The organism is Nostoc sp. UHCC 0870 (assembly GCF_022063185.1).
In the GTDB taxonomy this organism is placed as follows: Bacteria; Cyanobacteriota; Cyanobacteriia; order Cyanobacteriales; family Nostocaceae; genus Trichormus.
This window is the reverse complement of sequence record NZ_CP091914.1, coordinates 109,201-126,904: the sequence shown is the minus strand read 5'-3', so window position 1 is coordinate 126,904 and position 17,704 is coordinate 109,201. Positions and strand designations below refer to the sequence as shown.

General features: G+C 41.0%; 12 protein-coding genes, 2 pseudogenes and 2 CRISPR repeat arrays. Of the genes and pseudogenes, 8 read left to right on the top strand and 6 right to left on the bottom strand.

Going from position 1 to position 17,704, the window contains the following annotated elements; translation table 11 throughout:
• Positions 1–122: 122 nt before the first annotated feature.
• The 4 genes and pseudogenes from L6494_RS27605 to L6494_RS27590 all read left to right on the top strand — a co-directional run.
• Entirely contained in the window at positions 123–1,490 is a 1,368-nt protein-coding gene (locus tag L6494_RS27605) for an IS4 family transposase (RefSeq protein WP_237991210.1), read from the top strand.
• Positions 1,491–1,893: 403 nt separating this feature from the next.
• Entirely contained in the window at positions 1,894–2,640 is a 747-nt protein-coding gene (locus tag L6494_RS27600) for a DUF4384 domain-containing protein (RefSeq protein WP_237996395.1), read from the top strand.
• Between the two features lie 444 nt (positions 2,641–3,084).
• Positions 3,085–3,851: a CRISPR direct-repeat array (repeat unit 35 nt; unit sequence GTTTTAATTCCTTTACCCCTCACGGGGATGGAAAC).
• Between the two features lie 203 nt (positions 3,852–4,054).
• A complete protein-coding gene (locus tag L6494_RS27595) occupies positions 4,055–7,843 on the top strand; it encodes a CHAT domain-containing protein (protein WP_237996921.1) in 3,789 nt (1,262 codons plus the stop codon).
• Positions 7,844–7,870: 27 nt separating this feature from the next.
• A pseudogene (locus L6494_RS27590) lies at positions 7,871–8,080 on the top strand (HD domain-containing protein); the annotation flags it as partial.
• 85 nt (positions 8,081–8,165) lie between these two features.
• Here the strand turns inward: L6494_RS27590 and L6494_RS27585 are convergent.
• A pseudogene (locus tag L6494_RS27585) lies at positions 8,166–9,474 on the bottom strand (NF041680 family putative transposase).
• Between the two features lie 339 nt (positions 9,475–9,813).
• Here L6494_RS27585 and L6494_RS27580 point away from each other — a divergent pair.
• Positions 9,814–10,062, top strand: a complete 249-nt coding sequence (locus L6494_RS27580; RefSeq protein ID WP_237996918.1) for a hypothetical protein — start codon at positions 9,814–9,816, stop codon at positions 10,060–10,062.
• Positions 10,063–10,377: 315 nt separating this feature from the next.
• Positions 10,378–11,781, top strand: coding sequence for an IS66 family transposase (tnpC, locus tag L6494_RS27575; protein ID WP_237996916.1), 1,404 nt, complete (start codon positions 10,378–10,380; stop codon positions 11,779–11,781).
• Between the two features lie 23 nt (positions 11,782–11,804).
• Positions 11,805–12,543: direct repeats of the CRISPR family, unit length 37 nt; unit sequence GTTTCAGTCCCCTTGCGGGGTAATAGGCTTTGGAAAC.
• 264 nt (positions 12,544–12,807) lie between these two features.
• Here tnpC and L6494_RS27570 read toward each other — a convergent pair.
• Positions 12,808–13,356 carry a hypothetical protein gene (locus L6494_RS27570; RefSeq protein WP_237996907.1) on the bottom strand — a complete coding sequence of 183 codons (549 nt, stop codon included), beginning with the start codon at positions 13,354–13,356 and terminating at the stop codon, positions 12,808–12,810.
• A 98-nt stretch (positions 13,357–13,454) separates the two neighbouring features.
• Here L6494_RS27570 and L6494_RS27565 point away from each other — a divergent pair, with 98 nt between their 5' ends.
• On the top strand, positions 13,455–14,753 hold the full coding sequence (locus tag L6494_RS27565) for an IS4 family transposase (RefSeq protein WP_237995764.1): 1,299 nt from the start codon (positions 13,455–13,457) through the stop codon (positions 14,751–14,753).
• Between the two features lie 195 nt (positions 14,754–14,948).
• Here L6494_RS27565 and L6494_RS27560 read toward each other — a convergent pair whose 3' ends face one another.
• From L6494_RS27560 to L6494_RS27545, 4 genes are all read right to left on the bottom strand, one after another.
• On the bottom strand, positions 14,949–15,164 hold the full coding sequence (locus L6494_RS27560) for a hypothetical protein (protein WP_237996905.1): 216 nt from the start codon (positions 15,162–15,164) through the stop codon (positions 14,949–14,951).
• Positions 15,165–15,201: 37 nt separating this feature from the next.
• Complete coding sequence (locus tag L6494_RS27555) at positions 15,202–15,819, bottom strand: Uma2 family endonuclease (RefSeq protein WP_237996903.1); 618 nt, start codon at positions 15,817–15,819, stop codon at positions 15,202–15,204.
• Positions 15,820–15,902: 83 nt separating this feature from the next.
• Positions 15,903–16,070: a hypothetical protein gene (locus tag L6494_RS27550; RefSeq protein ID WP_237996901.1), complete on the bottom strand. Its 168-nt coding sequence runs from the start codon at positions 16,068–16,070 to the stop codon at positions 15,903–15,905.
• Positions 16,071–16,270: 200 nt separating this feature from the next.
• A complete protein-coding gene (locus tag L6494_RS27545) occupies positions 16,271–17,023 on the bottom strand; it encodes a hypothetical protein (RefSeq protein ID WP_237996899.1) in 753 nt (250 codons plus the stop codon).
• Positions 17,024–17,423: 400 nt separating this feature from the next.
• Between L6494_RS27545 and L6494_RS27540 the strand changes: the two genes are divergently transcribed.
• The gene (locus L6494_RS27540) at positions 17,424–17,657 is read left to right on the top strand and encodes a helix-turn-helix domain-containing protein (RefSeq protein ID WP_237996898.1); all 234 of its coding nucleotides are present in this window, start codon (positions 17,424–17,426) and stop codon (positions 17,655–17,657) included.
• Positions 17,658–17,704 lie beyond the last annotated feature (47 nt).

Below are 17,704 nucleotides of genomic sequence, written 5' to 3'. Positions count from 1 at the left end.
TTGATTGATTTCCCCCCTTAAAAAGCTATCCATTACCCACATCTTTCTTAACATAAAGGTTGACAAAATCGAGGAATTGTATAGTCTCTATAGCAATACCTGAGTTCAACCAAAGTCAGTCAATGGAAGAGTGGATCAAGCAAGAACTAGAAAAAACCGAATTAGGGGATCAAAGAAGAACCAAAAGGTTAATGAAAATAGTCTCAAACTTAAGTGAAAAACCAGAAGCTAGTGTACCGCAAGCAAGTGTTACATGGTCACAAACCAAAGCTACATATAACTTCTGGGATTCACCCTACATCAAACCATCTATGATTAGACAAGGACATCAAAATGCGACAGTAGAGCGAATCGCCAAGCATCAGGTAGTCTTGGCAATACAAGATACAACAGAACTGAATTACACCAGCCACAAAGCCCTATCAGGAACAGGATATCTGGACAGCAAATATGCCAAAGGATTAAAAGTCCACTCAGTATTAACAGTCAGTACACAGGGAATACCATTAGGCATCATCGAGCAAGAGGTGTGGTCAAGAAAAGAAGAAGAATTAGGAAAAGCGGAACAAAGGAAACAAAAACCAACCGCAGAAAAAGAAAGTCAAAGATGGCTTGATGGCTTAATCACAACACAGTCAATAATTCCTTCTTCAGTACAAGTAGTGACAATTGCCGACCGAGAAGCCGATTTTTATGACTTACTTGCTTGTCCTCGCACTCAAGGGTCAGATTTTTTGATTCGTGCTACTCAAAATCGCTGTTTGGATGGTTGTGAGCAGCGTTTATGGGAAACTTTAGAGTCTGTAGAGCCTCAAGGCACAATGACGGTGGAGGTCAAACGCAATCCGACGCGACCTTCCAGAACAGCTATACTGACGATTCGTTATGCCACGATTACTATTGAAGCCCCTCAAAATCGAGCCAAAAAAGAACAACTAGCTCCGATGACATTACAGGCAATTTTAGTCACTGAAGTTGACCCACCAAAAGAGGTTGAACCGATTACTTGGTTACTTCTGACCACATTAGAAATTACCCATCTTGAAGATGTGAAGAAGTATGTGCAATGGTATTGTTATCGGTGGTTAATTGAACGTTATCATTATGTCTTAAAAAGTGGTTGTGGAATTGAAAAGTTACAACTCGAAACGGCGCGAAGATTAGAGATGGCTTTAGCGACCTACAGTATAGTTGCTTGGCGTTTGTTGTGGTTGACTTATTTAGCTCGTTGTTCACCAGATGCCAGTTGTGAACAAATTTTAGAAACTCACGAGTGGCAAATTCTCTATGCCACCGTACATCATCAAACTTATCCTCTTAAATCGCCACCGACGCTGGCTGAAGTTGTCGATTGGATTGCTCGATTAGGTGGTTTTTTGGGTCGAAAAGGTGATGGTTCTCCAGGTGTAAAAGTTCTCTGGCGTGGATTGAGCCGATTACATGATCTTGTTCAAGGTTGGCTTGTTTGTCAGTCTCTTATGGTTAATTAATCATCGCCTCATCCTGTCAGCTTGTTTCGATGTTCAGCAGAAATCAATTCTATAAAATCAGGCTTTTATGAGCTTCTGTTTCTTGTCATGTTCATTTTCTAGATTCACTGATAATTTTTTTGTCTCCTTACCCCAGCATAACCGCTTTCTTTTGTCAAATTTCATGTTAAGAAAGATGTGGGTAATGGATAGCTTAAAAAGGGGGGTTAGGGGGGATCAATAAGTGCTTAAAATCACGGCTAACCATTTTTCAAACACCCTCTAAGACTTGTAACCACCTTGAATTTAATTGTTGCAGTGTCATATATGAGTTCATGTATGGGTTATTGACTCTCATATATGAGTTCGTATATGAGTTATATATAAATTCTTTTACCTTTTTACTTTTTACTTATTACTTATTATGAGTCGGAGTCTGGTTGCATCACCTGAAGGGATTAAACTGGCAAGAAAAGCGTTCAAAGCCACAGGGTTAACCCAAACAGATTTTGCGATAGAGGTAAAATTAGGTTACACAACTGTTAGTAACTTCCTCAACGGTAAACCGATATATCGCACCAATTTCCAAGAGATATGCGTTTTTCTGGACTTAGACTGGAAAGATATCGCTGTATTGGGTGAAACCGAACCCGAAGAACTCACCCCCCTCGATAACCTTTGGCAACAACTGCAATTATTGAGTTCTCCTACTGAACAAATGGGACTAGTTTTAGTCAAAGAAGAAACACTAGGTTGGGGGAAGAAAGCACCGAGTCGTTACGAAAAATCAGTGCGGGTGGGCAGTTATATTCGTTTTGAAGTCAATTTAGAAACTTCTGGATATTTAATACTGTTGCAAAAAGATACATCAGGACAACTATGGTGTTTTTGTCCTTCGTGTTTTGCTCCCCAGGCGCACTTGAACACTGGTAAAACAACCTTACCGCAAGAAGGTTCGCCAATTACATCTTTCCCCATTGAAGGTGAACCAGGTAAGGAGGAAATTATCGCAGTTTTCACCAAGGAACTACCTACATTAGACTGGCTACCACCAGGAGATAACGAGCCTTTGGAATTACAAGCCAGTCATCTGGCGGCGTTACTGGAATATGTAGGTGAAAGCGGAGAATGTCAACTTTTATATACACACTACATGGTGACTCCTCAGTAATTAAGTGTAATTTATCACAACTTGATGCAAATTGAAGTCACAGCTACATAAACAAAAACACCTACTTAGGTTGAAAATCATCAATTTAGATCGTTAACAATTATGAAATAGATTGACTTTGATAGTTTGTTTTCATACAATTCTTTCTTAAGCATTACTGAACCATGAAAATTCAATAATATCTAGATCAAGTATTTCCATTTACTCTGATTCATTTGGCAAAATTATAAATTTTTGTTGCATGATCAGCATCTGAGGGGGTCAGACAACGGCTGAAACCCTTATTCTTACGTTGACCCCCTCAGATGCCTTGCTGAGTAAGCGTTTGAGGTGTGCTGAAGTTCCGCTTATTGAAATATTTTCTCGATTATTTAGCCTAAACAATACCCCCCTCAGATTGACCCATCTCAAACCCAATCTTGATCAGGCTTCTCAACAGGTAGGGTTTTAATTCCTTTACCCCTCACGGGGATGGAAACAAACCTAATTTCTTGGAGCGCCTACTGGTTCAAACTCCCAGAAGGTTTTAATTCCTTTACCCCTCACGGGGATGGAAACATTCCAAACGACACCATTTGAAAGAACATCCTCTTTCGTTTTAATTCCTTTACCCCTCACGGGGATGGAAACCACGTTGAGACACCGGATTGTCCTTTACACTGATTTTTGTTTTAATTCCTTTACCCCTCACGGGGATGGAAACAGTAGTACCAACGGGCTGCAAGATGAAATCAGTGATTTGTTTTAATTCCTTTACCCCTCACGGGGATGGAAACCCTGTTCTTGTTCCATAAGGTACAGATGAGCTACATAGTTTTAATTCCTTTACCCCTCACGGGGATGGAAACGTAGCACATCAAAGTATAGAAGATGTACCTTTAATCGTTTTAATTCCTTTACCCCTCACGGGGATGGAAACAAAAATGCGAAAACCACCACCCGGGCTTCGTCTGGGGGTTTTAATTCCTTTACCCCTCACGGGGATGGAAACGTTTCTTCAACTCCAGGACTGGCCGGCCTAAATTTGTGTTTTAATTCCTTTACCCCTCACGGGGATGGAAACTCTCACGTTCTTCTGAGAAAGGTAGTGAACGATGGAATCAGTTTTAATTCCTTTACCCCTCATGGGGATGGAAACCTTTTCTTAAATCCAGCATTTGTTTTTCTGCTTTTAGAGTTTTAATTCCTTTACCCCTCACGGGGATGAATATATAGATTCCGAGTTAAGTGAGGTATAGAAAAAATGCTTTTAAACGCAGAGGGGCGCAGAGTCAAGCGCAGAGTCACGCCGAGGGTTGCCCAATTTTGTTAGTGAAGTAGTCAATACCTCACTAGATTAGGAAACGCTATAATTCTAGATAAAATAAGTGAATACTTAAAAACTAAAACTCATATAAACATCTGGAAAGAGCAGATGGAAAAACTCATAGAAAAATTAAATCAACTTAATGCACAAGTTGTACAACTCGCCGGACAGGGAAACATCAAACAAGCAATAAGTGTTGCTCAACAAGCAGTCAAATTAGGGGAAACCCAGAAGTTAACCAAACATTCAGTATATTGCGATAGCTTGAATAATCTAGCAGAATTATATCGAATACAAGGACATTACTCAAAAGCTCAACCTTTATACTTACAAGCTTTAAATATTAGAAAACAACTCTTCGGTTTAGAGCATCCTGACGTAGCTCAATCTTTAAATAATCTAGCAGCACTTTATCATGCCCAAGGCAACTATCCAGCAGCAGAAGCACTTTTTTTAGAAGCTTTGGAATTGTGGAAAGTATGTTATGGAGACGAAGATTTTGAAATTGCTACAACCTTAAATAATCTAGCAGAAATTTATCGAGAGCAAGGACTATACTTCAAAGCTGAACAAGTGCATCTAGAAGCTTTAGCAATGCGAAGATGTTTGTTTGATAATGAACATCCTGATATTGCTCAATCCTTAACCAATCTAGGAACTCTTTATATCTCAAGAGGACGCTATGCTGATGCTGAAAAAATGCACTTAGAAGCATTAGCGATGAAAATGCGATTGCTGGGAGAAGAGCATTTTGATATTGCTAGCAGTCTGAATAATTTAGGCAAAGTATATGATGCTCAAGGACGTTACCAAGAAGCTGAAATCAACTTTTCAAAAGCATTAGAAATTCTTCAAAAAATTCTAGGAACTGAACATCCCTATATAGCATCTATCTTAAGTAATATCGCTGGTGTTTATCAAGACCAGGGCAATTATATAGCAGCAGAGCAGAAGTTTTTAGAAGTTTTGTCTATGAACAAACGCTTGCTAAGTGATGAACATCCTGAAGTTGCTAATAGTTTAGATAATTTATCAGAAGTTTATCTAATTCAAGGTAAATATTTAGCTGCTGAACAAAAGTATCAGGAAGCTTATTCTCTAAGAAAGCGTTTCTTCCCTGAAGAACACCCTGATATTGCAGAAAGTTTAAGTAATCTAGGAGTAGTGTTTACATACCAAGGACGCTATCAAGAAGCAGAAAAACAGTATTTAGAAGCATTACCAATGTTGGAGAAATTGGTAGGAGAAGAACATCGGTCAATTGCCAAGATTTTAAATAATCTAGCTGGACTTTATGAAGAACAGGGAAAGTATTCGCAAGCAGAACAAAAATATCTTAAAGTTTTAGATATTCAAAAAAATCTCTTAGGCACAGAGCATCCTGATATTGCTGATACCTTAAACCAAATAGCAGCACTTTACCGCAGACAAGGACGATATTCAGAATCAGAACAATTGCATCTTGAATGTTTAGGAATGAGAAAACGCTTATTAGGGGAGCGTCACCCATCTGTTGCAGCTAGTCTCAACAATTTAGCAGTATTATATGATGATTTAACTCAATATAAGCAATCAGAATCATTACTATTAGAAGCCTTGGAAGTTGTGAAAAGCGTGTTTGGGAATGAACACCCACACGTAGCTAGTAGTATGAATAATTTAGCTGTGGTTTATGACTTTTTAGGGCGTTATCAAGAAGCAGAAAAACTGCATTTACAAACATTACAGTTAAGAAAATTATTATTAGGTGAAGAACACATAGGAATTGCTACTAGCTTGAATAATTTGGGGGAATTATATTTTTCTTTGGGACGCTATCAAGAAGCCGAACAGAAGTATTTAGAAACCTTAGCAATGCGACAACGTTTATTAGGAGAGTCACATCCTGATGTAGCGTTTAGTTTAAATAATCTGGCTACTTTATTAGCTGCAACTAATCGTCCAGAGGAATCTTTGTTATGTCGTGTAAGAGCAAGTAAAATTAATGATCTGATGATTCGCAATATATTTGCGTTTAGTTCGGAAAGCGATCGCCTCTCCTTTTTAGATAAAATTAGAAACGACTTTGACTTATTTGTTTCCCTAGTCTGCAATCATCTGGCCGATTCAGAGGACGCGAAACTCACAGTATTCTTATTTGTTCTCAAACGTAAAGGCTTGACTGCATCGGCTCTAGCAGCTCAAAACGCAGCATTCTATAATGGTCGCTACCCCCAACTCACAGAAAAATTCCATCAACTGCGTGATTTAAGCAATCAAATTATTCATCTCACCTTTGCAATTCCTGACACCGATGATTTAGCTACTAACCAAGAAAACTTGAGACAACTGCAAAGTAGACATAACAACTTACAAAAACAAGTAGCGGCACAAGTTCCAGAAATTCAGTTATCAGAACAACTTTTTGACCTTCAGGCGATGTCTGACGACAAGACGCTTTGCGTCTACGCCGCAGCATTACCACTCAATTCTATTTTAGTCGAGTTTGTCCGCTTCGAGGTCTTCGATTTTCAGGCTATTCCAGCACAGGGGGAGACACAATGGCATCCAGCGCGATATTTAGCATTCATCTTCACAGCCGGGAAAGCAGATGCTGTACAGATGATAGACTTAGGTATAGCCACAGACATTGACAGATTGATTCAGGCATTTCGTTTACAAGCATCTGATTATACCCTGCCTACACTCGCTTGGGGTAAAGCTAGCCAAGCACCAAAGCTGCGTGTTAAATCATATAATCCCACACCCGCAATAGAACTGAGTCAAGCACTGTTTGAACCCATCCGGGATTTAGTTAAAGATGGCAAACATCTGATTATTGCACCCGATGGGAATTTAAACTTAGTACCATTTCAGGTATTGCCGATTGATGCCACAGGTTCACGTCTATTGATGGATGAGTATACCATCAGTTATCTGGGTGTTGGGCGAGAAATTCTCCGTAGCAAAGTGCAGCTACCGACAGATTCTATCTCTGCACCATTAATTATCGCCGATCCTGATTTTGATTTATCGGGGACTGGGGATTGGGGACTGGGGACTGGGGATTGGGAAAACAATGCTCGGCTCGATGTCCGAAGTTTTCAGCTACATGATCATTTCACAGAAACAGGTTTGCTCCCTGCGCCTGGGACAAGATTTTTAGGGGAAAGTGTAGCGAAAAAACTGCCTGATGCCAAATTATACTTAGGTGCAGAGGCACTAGAAACCCGCTTAACGAATAGCAATTGTCCCAGAATCATGCTAATTGCTACTCATGGCTTATTCCAAAGCGATTTTGAGCCGCAACCAGTCACGAAAAGACGCAATCTATTAAGTATGGAACGTCTGCGAACAACCAAGGTGGAAAATCCTATGTTGCGTTCTGGGCTGGCTCTAGCGGGTGCTAATACTTGGCTAGCTGGCGGGACACTACCACTAGCCGCAGGTAAAGGCTTTGTGTTCGCCCAAGATATTGCCAATTTAGATTTGTCGGCGAATGAATTAACGGTTCTTTCTGCCTGTGATACTGCTAGAGGCGATATTAAAATTGGCGAAGGTGTGTTTGGATTACGTCGCGCCTTTGCGGTGGCGGGTGCAAAAACTCTAGTGATGAGCCTCTGGTCTGTTCCTGACAAAGTGACATCTCTACTGATGGAGCGTTTCTTTGATAACTTGCAGTATGGGATGGGTCGGTCTGAGGCTTTACATTCTGCTCAACATTATATACGTAAAATTACGGTTAAACAATTGCGTGAATCAGCTTTGGGTCTAGAAGTGCTAAAAGAACTTTTAGCGGTCAAAGAGTTATCTGCAAATGGTAAAATTGATTGTCAAGAAGATGACACACCATTAGAGCATCCCTTTTACTGGGGAGCTTGGATTTGTCAGGGAAATACAGATCCATTGGTGAACTAGAAGGATTTTCGTCCCTAGCTATACATCCACGTAGCACACTTACTGAGTGTCGCCGCACTCGTACTAGAAGCCGGCGGCACTGAAGAAGAAGCGATCGCTGGTCTTTTGCATGATGCCGTCGAAGACCAGGGTGGACAATCCACTCGTGATGAAATCCGTCAGCGTTTCGGTGAGAATGTTGTAGCAATAGTTGATGGTTGCACTGAATCTGATGCTTATCCTAAACCACCTTGGGAACTGGAGTTTAGACTAAGCTATGCAAAATGACCCAGCAGGGCTGAGTTAATCAGAGACTTAGTGAAATGATCAATAATCTTGAGTATTAAACTGCAATTGATGGTTCTTTGCGTGTTCGTGTTACAGTTTTTTTAACAATCGGGCATCGGTTTTTACGGTGACGCTTTTTTCCTGCTTCCCAACCCGGTGACTTTCCGCGAGGTTTGGGTGGAAGGGCTGGAGTACCAATCACCGCGAAAACTCCACCCATAGATTGAGCAACTCTTCCAGGGGTCAAATTACCCTGAGACTTCTGCCAAGGTAGAGGATTGTCAGTTACAATATCACGGGCTAACCACAATTCCCAAGTCATCAGAGGCATGAGATCGCTCCATCTTTCACTTTGCTTGGGAGTACTCAACTGTGGCACTGTCCAATGTAGACGTTGCTTTAAAAAGCGATACCAATGGTCAATGGTAAAGCGACGCAAGTAAAGACACCAAACTTCCTCTAGTGGTGGGATTTCTTCTCCTACCCAAGCTAACCATAAAGGTTTGGATACTCGTTCATTGCCTTGTGCGTCGAGACGTTCAACCCGCAGGAGTAACATTGGGCGTGTAGCAGCCTGACGGAAGTGTAAATCTTTCCACAAGCTAACACGCACACGCCCTAATTTTGGGTCATTCATTTCCAACACAGATGTGGCTTCACTCCATGTTATTGGTTCATTGAGCTTAAATTTATCACCATGCTTCTTGGGACGGCCAATCCCGGAATAAGCTCCTGGTTCACCCCATAAACACAGATTTGAGCGCAACCGAACGAGAATATCTGCGGGAATACTGGCAGTTTTTAAGACAAAAGGGGCGCATCCATATTCACTATCCCAAACTGAAATCGGTCTAACAGGTAAATATTTACACACCTGTTTTAGTTGCCAAATCGCTTTTGAGATGGGACTTTCCCCACTTGTGATCCGCTCATGTCTGAGGGGTAATGCCCAACTGCCTGATTTTTCAGGTATCCAGGCAATTGTGCTATATCCTTGACCAAGGGTAATCGGTTTATTTCCAGCTATGGATGTGCCACTATGTTCATAAGTTCTCTCTTGTAACGTTACTGCATCTGGGCGTGACCAGTTTGTATGATCTCCTGCTAACAATGGTCGTCCCTCTGCTGGGATCTGTTTGATGTATAGCTGCATCAATTTTTGTCTTTGTGGTCTGCTATCTTGTAAGGCTTCATAGATGCTTGGCAAAAAAGCGTCTAAATACTGGTGATAAGGATAAATCTGCTAAGGAATAAACATTGCGAGTCAGCAATATGGCATCTGTTAATTCAAACGTCGCATCTTTAGCTCTACCTAAATATTTGTAAGCTACTTGACGAAACTCTTCAAGTCTGGCATTTTTCATGTTGGCAGGTGAGTAATGGTAGTTCTTTTCTCACTTTCTGCCAAAAGGGGGGCTGTATTCAATTAGACACCCCTTTTTTCTTGCTCATTATCTGATAATGATAATCGAATAAGGGGAGGGTGGGAGAGAAACGAGCGTCGCTCGTTTCTCTCCCACCATTTTCATGATTATCATTATTGTATTATTTTCTGGACAGGTATACTACACAATAATTGTTAAAAGTCAGGGATGCTTTGAGGCTGACAAGATAATATTTTTAACCTCTAATTCCTTTTGGTTTGCGTTCTCTCATATCGCTTTTAGTCTAAACTCCAGTGGGAAGAACGCAAGAAAAAATATTTGTACAATCTGCGTCATGCTTCACCCTCTGTGCGGCGAGTGTCGTTAGCCGATAAGCTGCACAATGCTAGGTCGCTACTTGCTGACTACCGACAACATGGAAGCAACATTTGGAATCAGTTCAAAGCTGGTCAAGAGGGGACTTTATGGTTTTATCGAGAATTACAGAAAATATATAGTGAGTATGGTTCAGACTTCTTAACAGAAGAATTTTCACGAGTAATTCAAGAGCTTCATCCAGACGTTTAACAATTTGCTCCCATCCTAACCTTTTGATATCAGCCTTAAAACTTTAATCTCCATCCAAGATAATGGTCTGTGGAAACTTTTTGTAAATCGCCAAAGGTGCGATCGCATTCCTGTTTCAGTCCCCTTGCGGGGTAATAGGCTTTGGAAACGTAAAATCAGTGCCAGACATGGATGCGCTGATTGAGTTTCAGTCCCCTTGCGGGGTAATAGGCTTTGGAAACTTTCCCTCTATCCTTTTTCTTATTTTACGGTAACTGCCCAGGTAGGAAAGTCAGGGATATTCCCATGAGGGAAGAAAGATGGTAGTGTTCAAACATGAGTCCAGAAGAAAAAGATCAAAAAATAGAGAGACTGGAGCAAGAAAATAAAGCACTGCGGGAACGGATAGCAGAGCTAGAAAGGAGTTTGGGACTAGATAGCAAAACAAGCTCAAAACCACCAGCCAGCGACGGACTCAAAAAGTCAAGCAAAATACGGATAAAAAGTTTAAGAGAAAAAGGAAAGCGGCCATCAGGAGGACAGATAGGTCATCCAGGGCAGACATTAGAACAAGTATTGAAGCCAGAGAAAATAGTAGAACATCCCACACCATGCTCATGTCCAGGATGCGGATGTGATATTGGGGTTGTAGGAGTCAAAAAAATTATTAAGCGACAAGTATTTGATATACCAGCCCCAAGAATCGTAGTCACAGAACATAGAGTAGCAGTCAAAGAATGTCCAAAATGTAAAATTCTCCTACAAGGGAGTTTTCCAGAATCTGTAACAGCACCAGTACAATATGGAGCGAGAATTAGAGCAGTTGCGGCTTATCTAAATCACCAACATTTTATTCCTGAAGACAGATTGAGTGAAGTGCTGCTGGATTTATTTGGTTGTCAAATGACACCAGGGACAATTGCAAATACAACAAAGACACTTGCCAAGATCATAGAACCAGTTGTAATTGAGATTGCGTCGGAGGTCAAAGCATCGCCTGTTAAACATCTAGACGAGACGGGATTGAGGATTGGTGGTAAAACCAATTGGTTGCACGTAGTTTCAACCCAAACAGAAACATGGTATCGAGTTGCGCCTAAACGCAAAGACATTGAAGTATTGGATGATATCAAGGGTGTAGTAGTCCACGACCACTGGAAGCCATATTATCAACTCCTTGGTGTCAATCACGCCTTGTGCAACGCCCATCATCTGCGTGAACTCAAAGCCTTGGAGGAAATTGAGCAAGAATCTTGGGCTAAGTCAATGAAAAAGCTTTTGCTCTTAGCCTGCAATTATAAACATCGCTATCCTCAAGGTATTCCTGAAAATATTATTGCTCGCATCAATCAACTCTATGAGCGAATTATCAAACGGGGTCTTGATTTTCACTTCTGTCAAATACCTTTAAACCGCAAAGGTAATCGGGGTCGGGTGAAACGACGAATTGGACATAACTTATTGTTGCGGCTTAAAAATTATGTTGATGATGTTTTACTGTTTTTGACAGAACTGGATGTTCCGTTTACTAATAATCAAGCAGAACGTGACTTGCGGATGATGAAGTGTAAGCAGAAAATTTCCGGTGGTTTTCGCTCCTTCGATTTTGCGGTTTCATTTGCCAATATTCGTTCTTTTCTTTCCACTGCATCTAAGCGTCATCTTAATCTATTGGAAGTTATTACTGATGCGTTACTTGGTAATGTCTCTGTTTTCCTTTCCTCAAATCCTACTAGCTAGGCAGTTACATTTTACGTATGAATGTTTCAGTCCCCTTGCGGGGTAATAGGCTTTGGAAACACAACACAGCAACAACCAATTGAATTAACAAATGAGTTTCAGTCCCCTTGCGGGGTAATAGGCTTTGGAAACACAAATTTCTTCTTTGTCGTCTAATTTGCTTAGTTGTTGTTTCAGTCCCCTTGCGGGGTAATAGGCTTTGGAAACTAGTCGGTTGTTTCAGTCCCCTTGCGGGGTAATAGGCTTTGGAAACCCTGTAAAATTTTGACGTAAAATACTTTTTTCGCGTTTCAGTCCCCTTGCGGGGTAATAGGCTTTGGAAACAAAAGAGGAAACATGAACATTGAAGGGCTGACAACTGTTTCAGTCCCCTTGCGGGGTAATAGGCTTTGGAAACCAACCATTCAGTTGTTAGTTCTACTTGTGTAGTCTGTTTCAGTCCCCTTGCGGGGTAATAGGCTTTGGAAACGAACTAGATTTGGCTATAGAAAGATTAGATGCAGCGTTTCAGTCCCCTTGCGGGGTAATAGGCTTTGGAAACCAAAAACAGGGATTACATCCTGATATTAGATTTATATGTTTCAGTCCCCTTGCGGGGTAATAGGCTTTGGAAACCTTGTGCAAGAATTTTAAAGATAAACGTTAAAGACATGTTTCAGTCCCCTTGCGGGGTAATAGGCTTTGGAAACAAATAATACTTATTCAGTTGATGAAAATAATACATTGTTTCAGTCCCCTTGCGGGGTAATAGGCTTTGGAAACCGCCCGGTGCTGAAACTGTTACGGAGCAGGCTTCCTGGGAAGCATTTTGACAAACCTCAAAATCAGGTCGATTTCAGCCGTCATTATTGCAAGTAATTTGCAACTTCCCTAATTATAGAAACGCTGTAATTATTATGTTGTCATGGTTCTGGCGTTTTTGGCAAACCCCCAGGGTTTTTGACCTCACTATAGGTTTGCCAAAAATCAAGCTGATTCCCTAATCATATGATGAGTATCTTTATATTGTCGAGTGTTTTCTGGAGTTTAACCCACAACACCGTATTCTCTTTCTATCACACCCAGCACTTTCTCCTCCAACCCCGTCAAATAAACCCGCTTCAGCTTCCCCAACGACTCCAAAAACTTCTGCACCGACTCCTCCAGTTCAGTAGAATACACCCGATTGATGCGATCGCAGATCACCTGCATCTGCTCACACTCAGCAGGCAGATAGTTGTAAGACTTTAGATGCTGTATACCAACAGTACATTCGCCATTCCAAAGCCTCACGGTACAACTGAAGTCATGGACAGCAACTACTATGCACCAACAGCCACCTTTACCTCTGAGTTCGGGATTGTCCTTGGCTAAGATTTGGCATACCTCCCCAATCTGGTAGCTGTTGGGTATTTGGGTGCGCTCGATTATCCTTTGCACAACATCTTTCACAATCCTACCAGTCGGCACTTTACCGCCAGCAAGTTCTACTGCCTGCTGCCAAACTTCTAGCTGTTTCTCCGGCTCTAGCCATTGGTGACAAGTTAAGGAAAAGGGAAAATTGTCAAGGGTGGTATTTGTAGTGGTCAAAAGCATGGGAAACTCAGTCTAGACAAGTAATTGAGCGATTGAGTCCAGTCATGACCACCAGCAAAAAAACCAATAGAGACCACGCCAAAAAGAAACACAGACCAATGGTGGAAGACGAAGTAATTGCAGAGCAACTGGAAAAATTATTGACCCCAGCGATTACAAATCAAGAAAATTACTACCGAAAACTAGGACTCAGAGAACGGATACTGAATTTACCATTGATGATGGCTGCGGTACTAACCTTGTTATGGCGAGACATAGCCGGAGTCAGAGAACTGACAAGAATGTTAGCTAGAGACGGTTTTCTGTGGTGTAATCCTACAAAAGTTAGTCAACAAGCTGTATCACAGAGATTTTTGACATTTCCATCAGAATTATTTGAAAAAGTATTTAAAGATTTACTGCCTAGTTTAAGAACAGCTTGGCATAGTAGAAATAAACGACCGTTGCCAGAAAGTATTCAGTTTACATTATCAAAATTCGAGAAAATTTGGATAGTAGACGGGTCAACACTGGAGGCATTGTTTAGAAAATTACAAAGCTTAGAGTCGGCTCAAAGAGGGCAATTAGCAGGAAAAATGAGTACAGTCATTGATTTAATGACCAGATTACCTGTAGAAATTTGGTTTGAAGAAAATCCCAAGGCATCTGACACTAAATCGGAAGAAAATATCCTAAATTTAGTTACAACAAGAACTTTACTCTTATTAGATAGAGGTTTTTATCACTTTAAGTTTTGGCATCAGTTAATCGAGAAAAAAGTTGACTTTATTACGAGAATAAAAAAAGGAGCAGCAATCAAGATAGAACAGGTATTTACAGATAGCTATGGACTCAGGGACAGAAAGATACGTCTGGGTTCTGGCACAAATAAGACCCCATTTATTACCTTACGGTTAATTGAAGTGCGTTCTGGAAAAACATGGCATTCTTATTTAACAAGCGTTCTAGATCCTAATGTTTTACCCCCTTATGTTGTAGCCGATTTATATCGACGACGTTGGCGCATTGAAGATGCTTTTAATACTGTCAAAAGACTCTTAGGGCTAAGTTATTTATGGACGGGTTCAATTAATGGGATTAAGTTGCAGATTTGGGCAACTTGGTTATTTTATGCGGTTTTAGTAGATTTAGGTGATGCTGTAGCTGACGAACTTTCTCTGCCTTTTGATGAGATTTCATTAGAAATGATTTATCGTGGTCTTTATCATTTTACGATGGCTCATCAAAAAGGTAAGGCAACAGACCCTGTTAAGTATTTTGCTGACCCTCAAAATCGAGATTTAGGGATTATCAAACAGAAGCGAAAACCAAACATTAAGTTAATTGTCGCTCCTTTCCCTGATCTTCAACGAGGGTCTGACCAGTTTTTCTTCAACAATTCTCTCAAAGCCTCTTGACAAAAGATTTACAGCCTTAACTTGTCACCAATGGTCTGCTGTTAACAAACCGCTTGCATTTTTGATGTGTGGTGGTTTAATGCTAAGTATTCAGCACTCAGAAGTCAGAATTAATAGTGTTTTAGAAATATTAGCGATGAAAATCAGAATTTGAATTATTCTGACTCCTGTATCCTGACTCCTGTATTCTTACGTTTAATGCGAAAATCTGGCTAACAGTTCTTCACGCGATAATTCTAGACACATGGGCGTAAATTCTTCTGCCGATAACTCTAGTAAACTATCGACTACTTTTGATAGTTCTTCATCTACTTCCCCAAATCTGAATCTCAACAAATTTTCTACTACTTGGCGTTGTCCTTCTTGTAAAGCTTGCGCTCTAGCTTCCTGGTATGCTTGGGTTAAATTCATAATTAGCTCCTGGTCATCTTGGGTTAATTATTGTTGATTAATACTCTCCCAAAGCAGCTTCAAAAATTTGATTAGCAGTCAAACTTAATTCTGGGAAAGTCTGTGATTTAATTTGGTCATTTCCTCTAAACTGAGTTAGCTGATATTCTCCCTCAACTAAAACATAAATTGATATTGTTGGTTGTTTAGGACTGCCAATAAAACGCTTGCCACCAAGAGCTGCATAATCAACAATCCAATATTCTGGAATCCTCATTTCTTCATATTCCCCAAATTTTAGGAAGTAATCATCACGCCAATTTGTGCTGACTACTTCTATGATTAATGGTATTGATTCCGCTTGAGAAACTGTTGATGATTTCTTCCACAATGCTTCATTAATTAAGTTAGGCACATTTAATACCAACACATCGGGAATATAACCAGATTTTTTGTCTACTGCTTTCACTAAAGCTTGAGAAGGTATCGAATATGCAAGTTTTAATCTCCGAATTTCAAAGTTGATTTCGCTAATCAAAAATCCTCTGACTAATTCATGATCCCCTGTTGGTTGCATTTCGACTATCACTCCTTTGTGCAGTTCATATCGACCATTTTCTGGTTTCCATTCCAGAAACTCTTCAAAGGTTATTGGCTCAACTAAAGGTTGAAACATGGCCTACTTCCTTTCAGGGGTAAACATTTTTTATCTGGTGAGCTACCCACCATTTTATTGATTTTGCAGCCCCCACCTGTATTTTACGCTGCAATAATCCCTTCCTCCGATTCCTGCGGCTGCCCCCTCACAATCCCCGCTACGCGCATAAAATCCTCCAACCCCACAGCAGCCTCCAATGGTTCGCTGTACCTAATCCGGTCTACTGCATTCGACCAGTGCGTGGGATGCTCAAACAACAATCCCAGCATCGAAATTCCTTTGTAGCATCGCCATGTCTTGGGCGATGTCTTGGAGGAAACCAACACCAGCCTATATCCCGAAATCTGCAATTCTGTTGGAGGTAGCAGAATTGCACTCGATTTGTCTATGGTGGTTTGTGTCATAATTTACACCAGGATTTTTGGAGTGGGGCGATCGCAACTCTTGAATGCAATCGCCTTTTTTCTGACTAGACCGCTACTAATTCCTCAACTGCCTCAAAATCTCGCACCTTCTCCCACTGTTCAGGTGTTAATAACTCGAATGGCATATCCAAAAGTTCCTCGCCAGAACAATCCTCAAACAGCAATTCAGAAGCTATTTGTAACGGTTCTAAAGAAGCTCTTACATACCAGCAAACGCCATTCTTATACACAAATTCAACGAGTCTTTTATCGTTGCGATATATGCCATCGTCCCGCAATTCTAAACCCAACTGTTCGCACCCGACCGCAATCTGAGCCATGATTTCGTTCCCCGTTGTAGCGGCTGGGGTTTCGGGCTGCTGTACTGGCAAAGTCCCACGTTTGTAGTGCGTTCTGATGTAGGTGTGGCACTTCGCATAGGTGTTGGCTCTGTGGATTTCTTCACCATTCACCATCACTACCCACGGTTGCGTCACAAAATCACCGTCGTCGTAGCTGATGCTGGCTATCAATTTGTCCCCGCAGTAAATCTCGTGGTCAAAGAACGAAATTTCTACTGTTCTCAGTTCTTCTGTAGCTAGAACTTGTTCGTTAACGGGTTGCTTTGTTTGTGCTGTGTAAGTCATAATAGAAGTCCTTTGATAATAAGGTAAAAAGGCGATCGCAAACTTTCTCAGGGCTAGCGATCGCTTTTGTTTTTGGGCATCGTTGCTTTCTCTCAATTCCCATACAGCTTTGCTGTCTTTGATTCGTGGATTGAAGGCGTTGGGAGAACGCTGTGGTAAACCACAGCGCACCTCACAGAAGTTTGGCGAAGCCGTATTTATTGCCCCTAGCCAGTGGACGGAGCATCACCAAACAAGAGGCACAATAGCCAGGCGACAGATACAGCTTCAGATGCCAGTCGTCTTGTTGGTAATTTTTTTATTCATGCAAATCCATTTCCCGGCTGTGTACCCCTCACCTTCTCTGGTTGCGCCAGTGCCTCAGTTACTCATCAAGCGGTCACTCTGGATTATGCTGTCATGGTTCAGATTGCGTAAGCACCGCTTTATTTTTCTGAGAGGCTGGTGCTTGTTTCCTCCTTTATATATAAAATATATCACTGAAAGTAATACTTGTCAAGTAATACATGATATGCAATACTAAAAACATGAGAAAAACAACCCCGCCAAAGATACTTAAGGAGTAGTGCATGTGGAATTAACGTTAATGCGGGTTACGTTTAGCAAAGAAATTCCTGGTTTGGGAGAAAAAATTAAAGCTCTTAGAAAGGCTTCTCCTAAATCCTTAACGGAATTGGCAGCAGAGGCAGGTATTAGCACTCCCCATTGGAACAGGATTGAAAATGAAAAAATTCAGGAATTACCTATTGAAACATTACGAAGCATCGAGAAAGCACTAGGAGCAGAATTAGGGATTGAAATGTAGTTATGTTTTTAACGGCAAATAATTAAAAGCGATCGCCCACCGTCCAA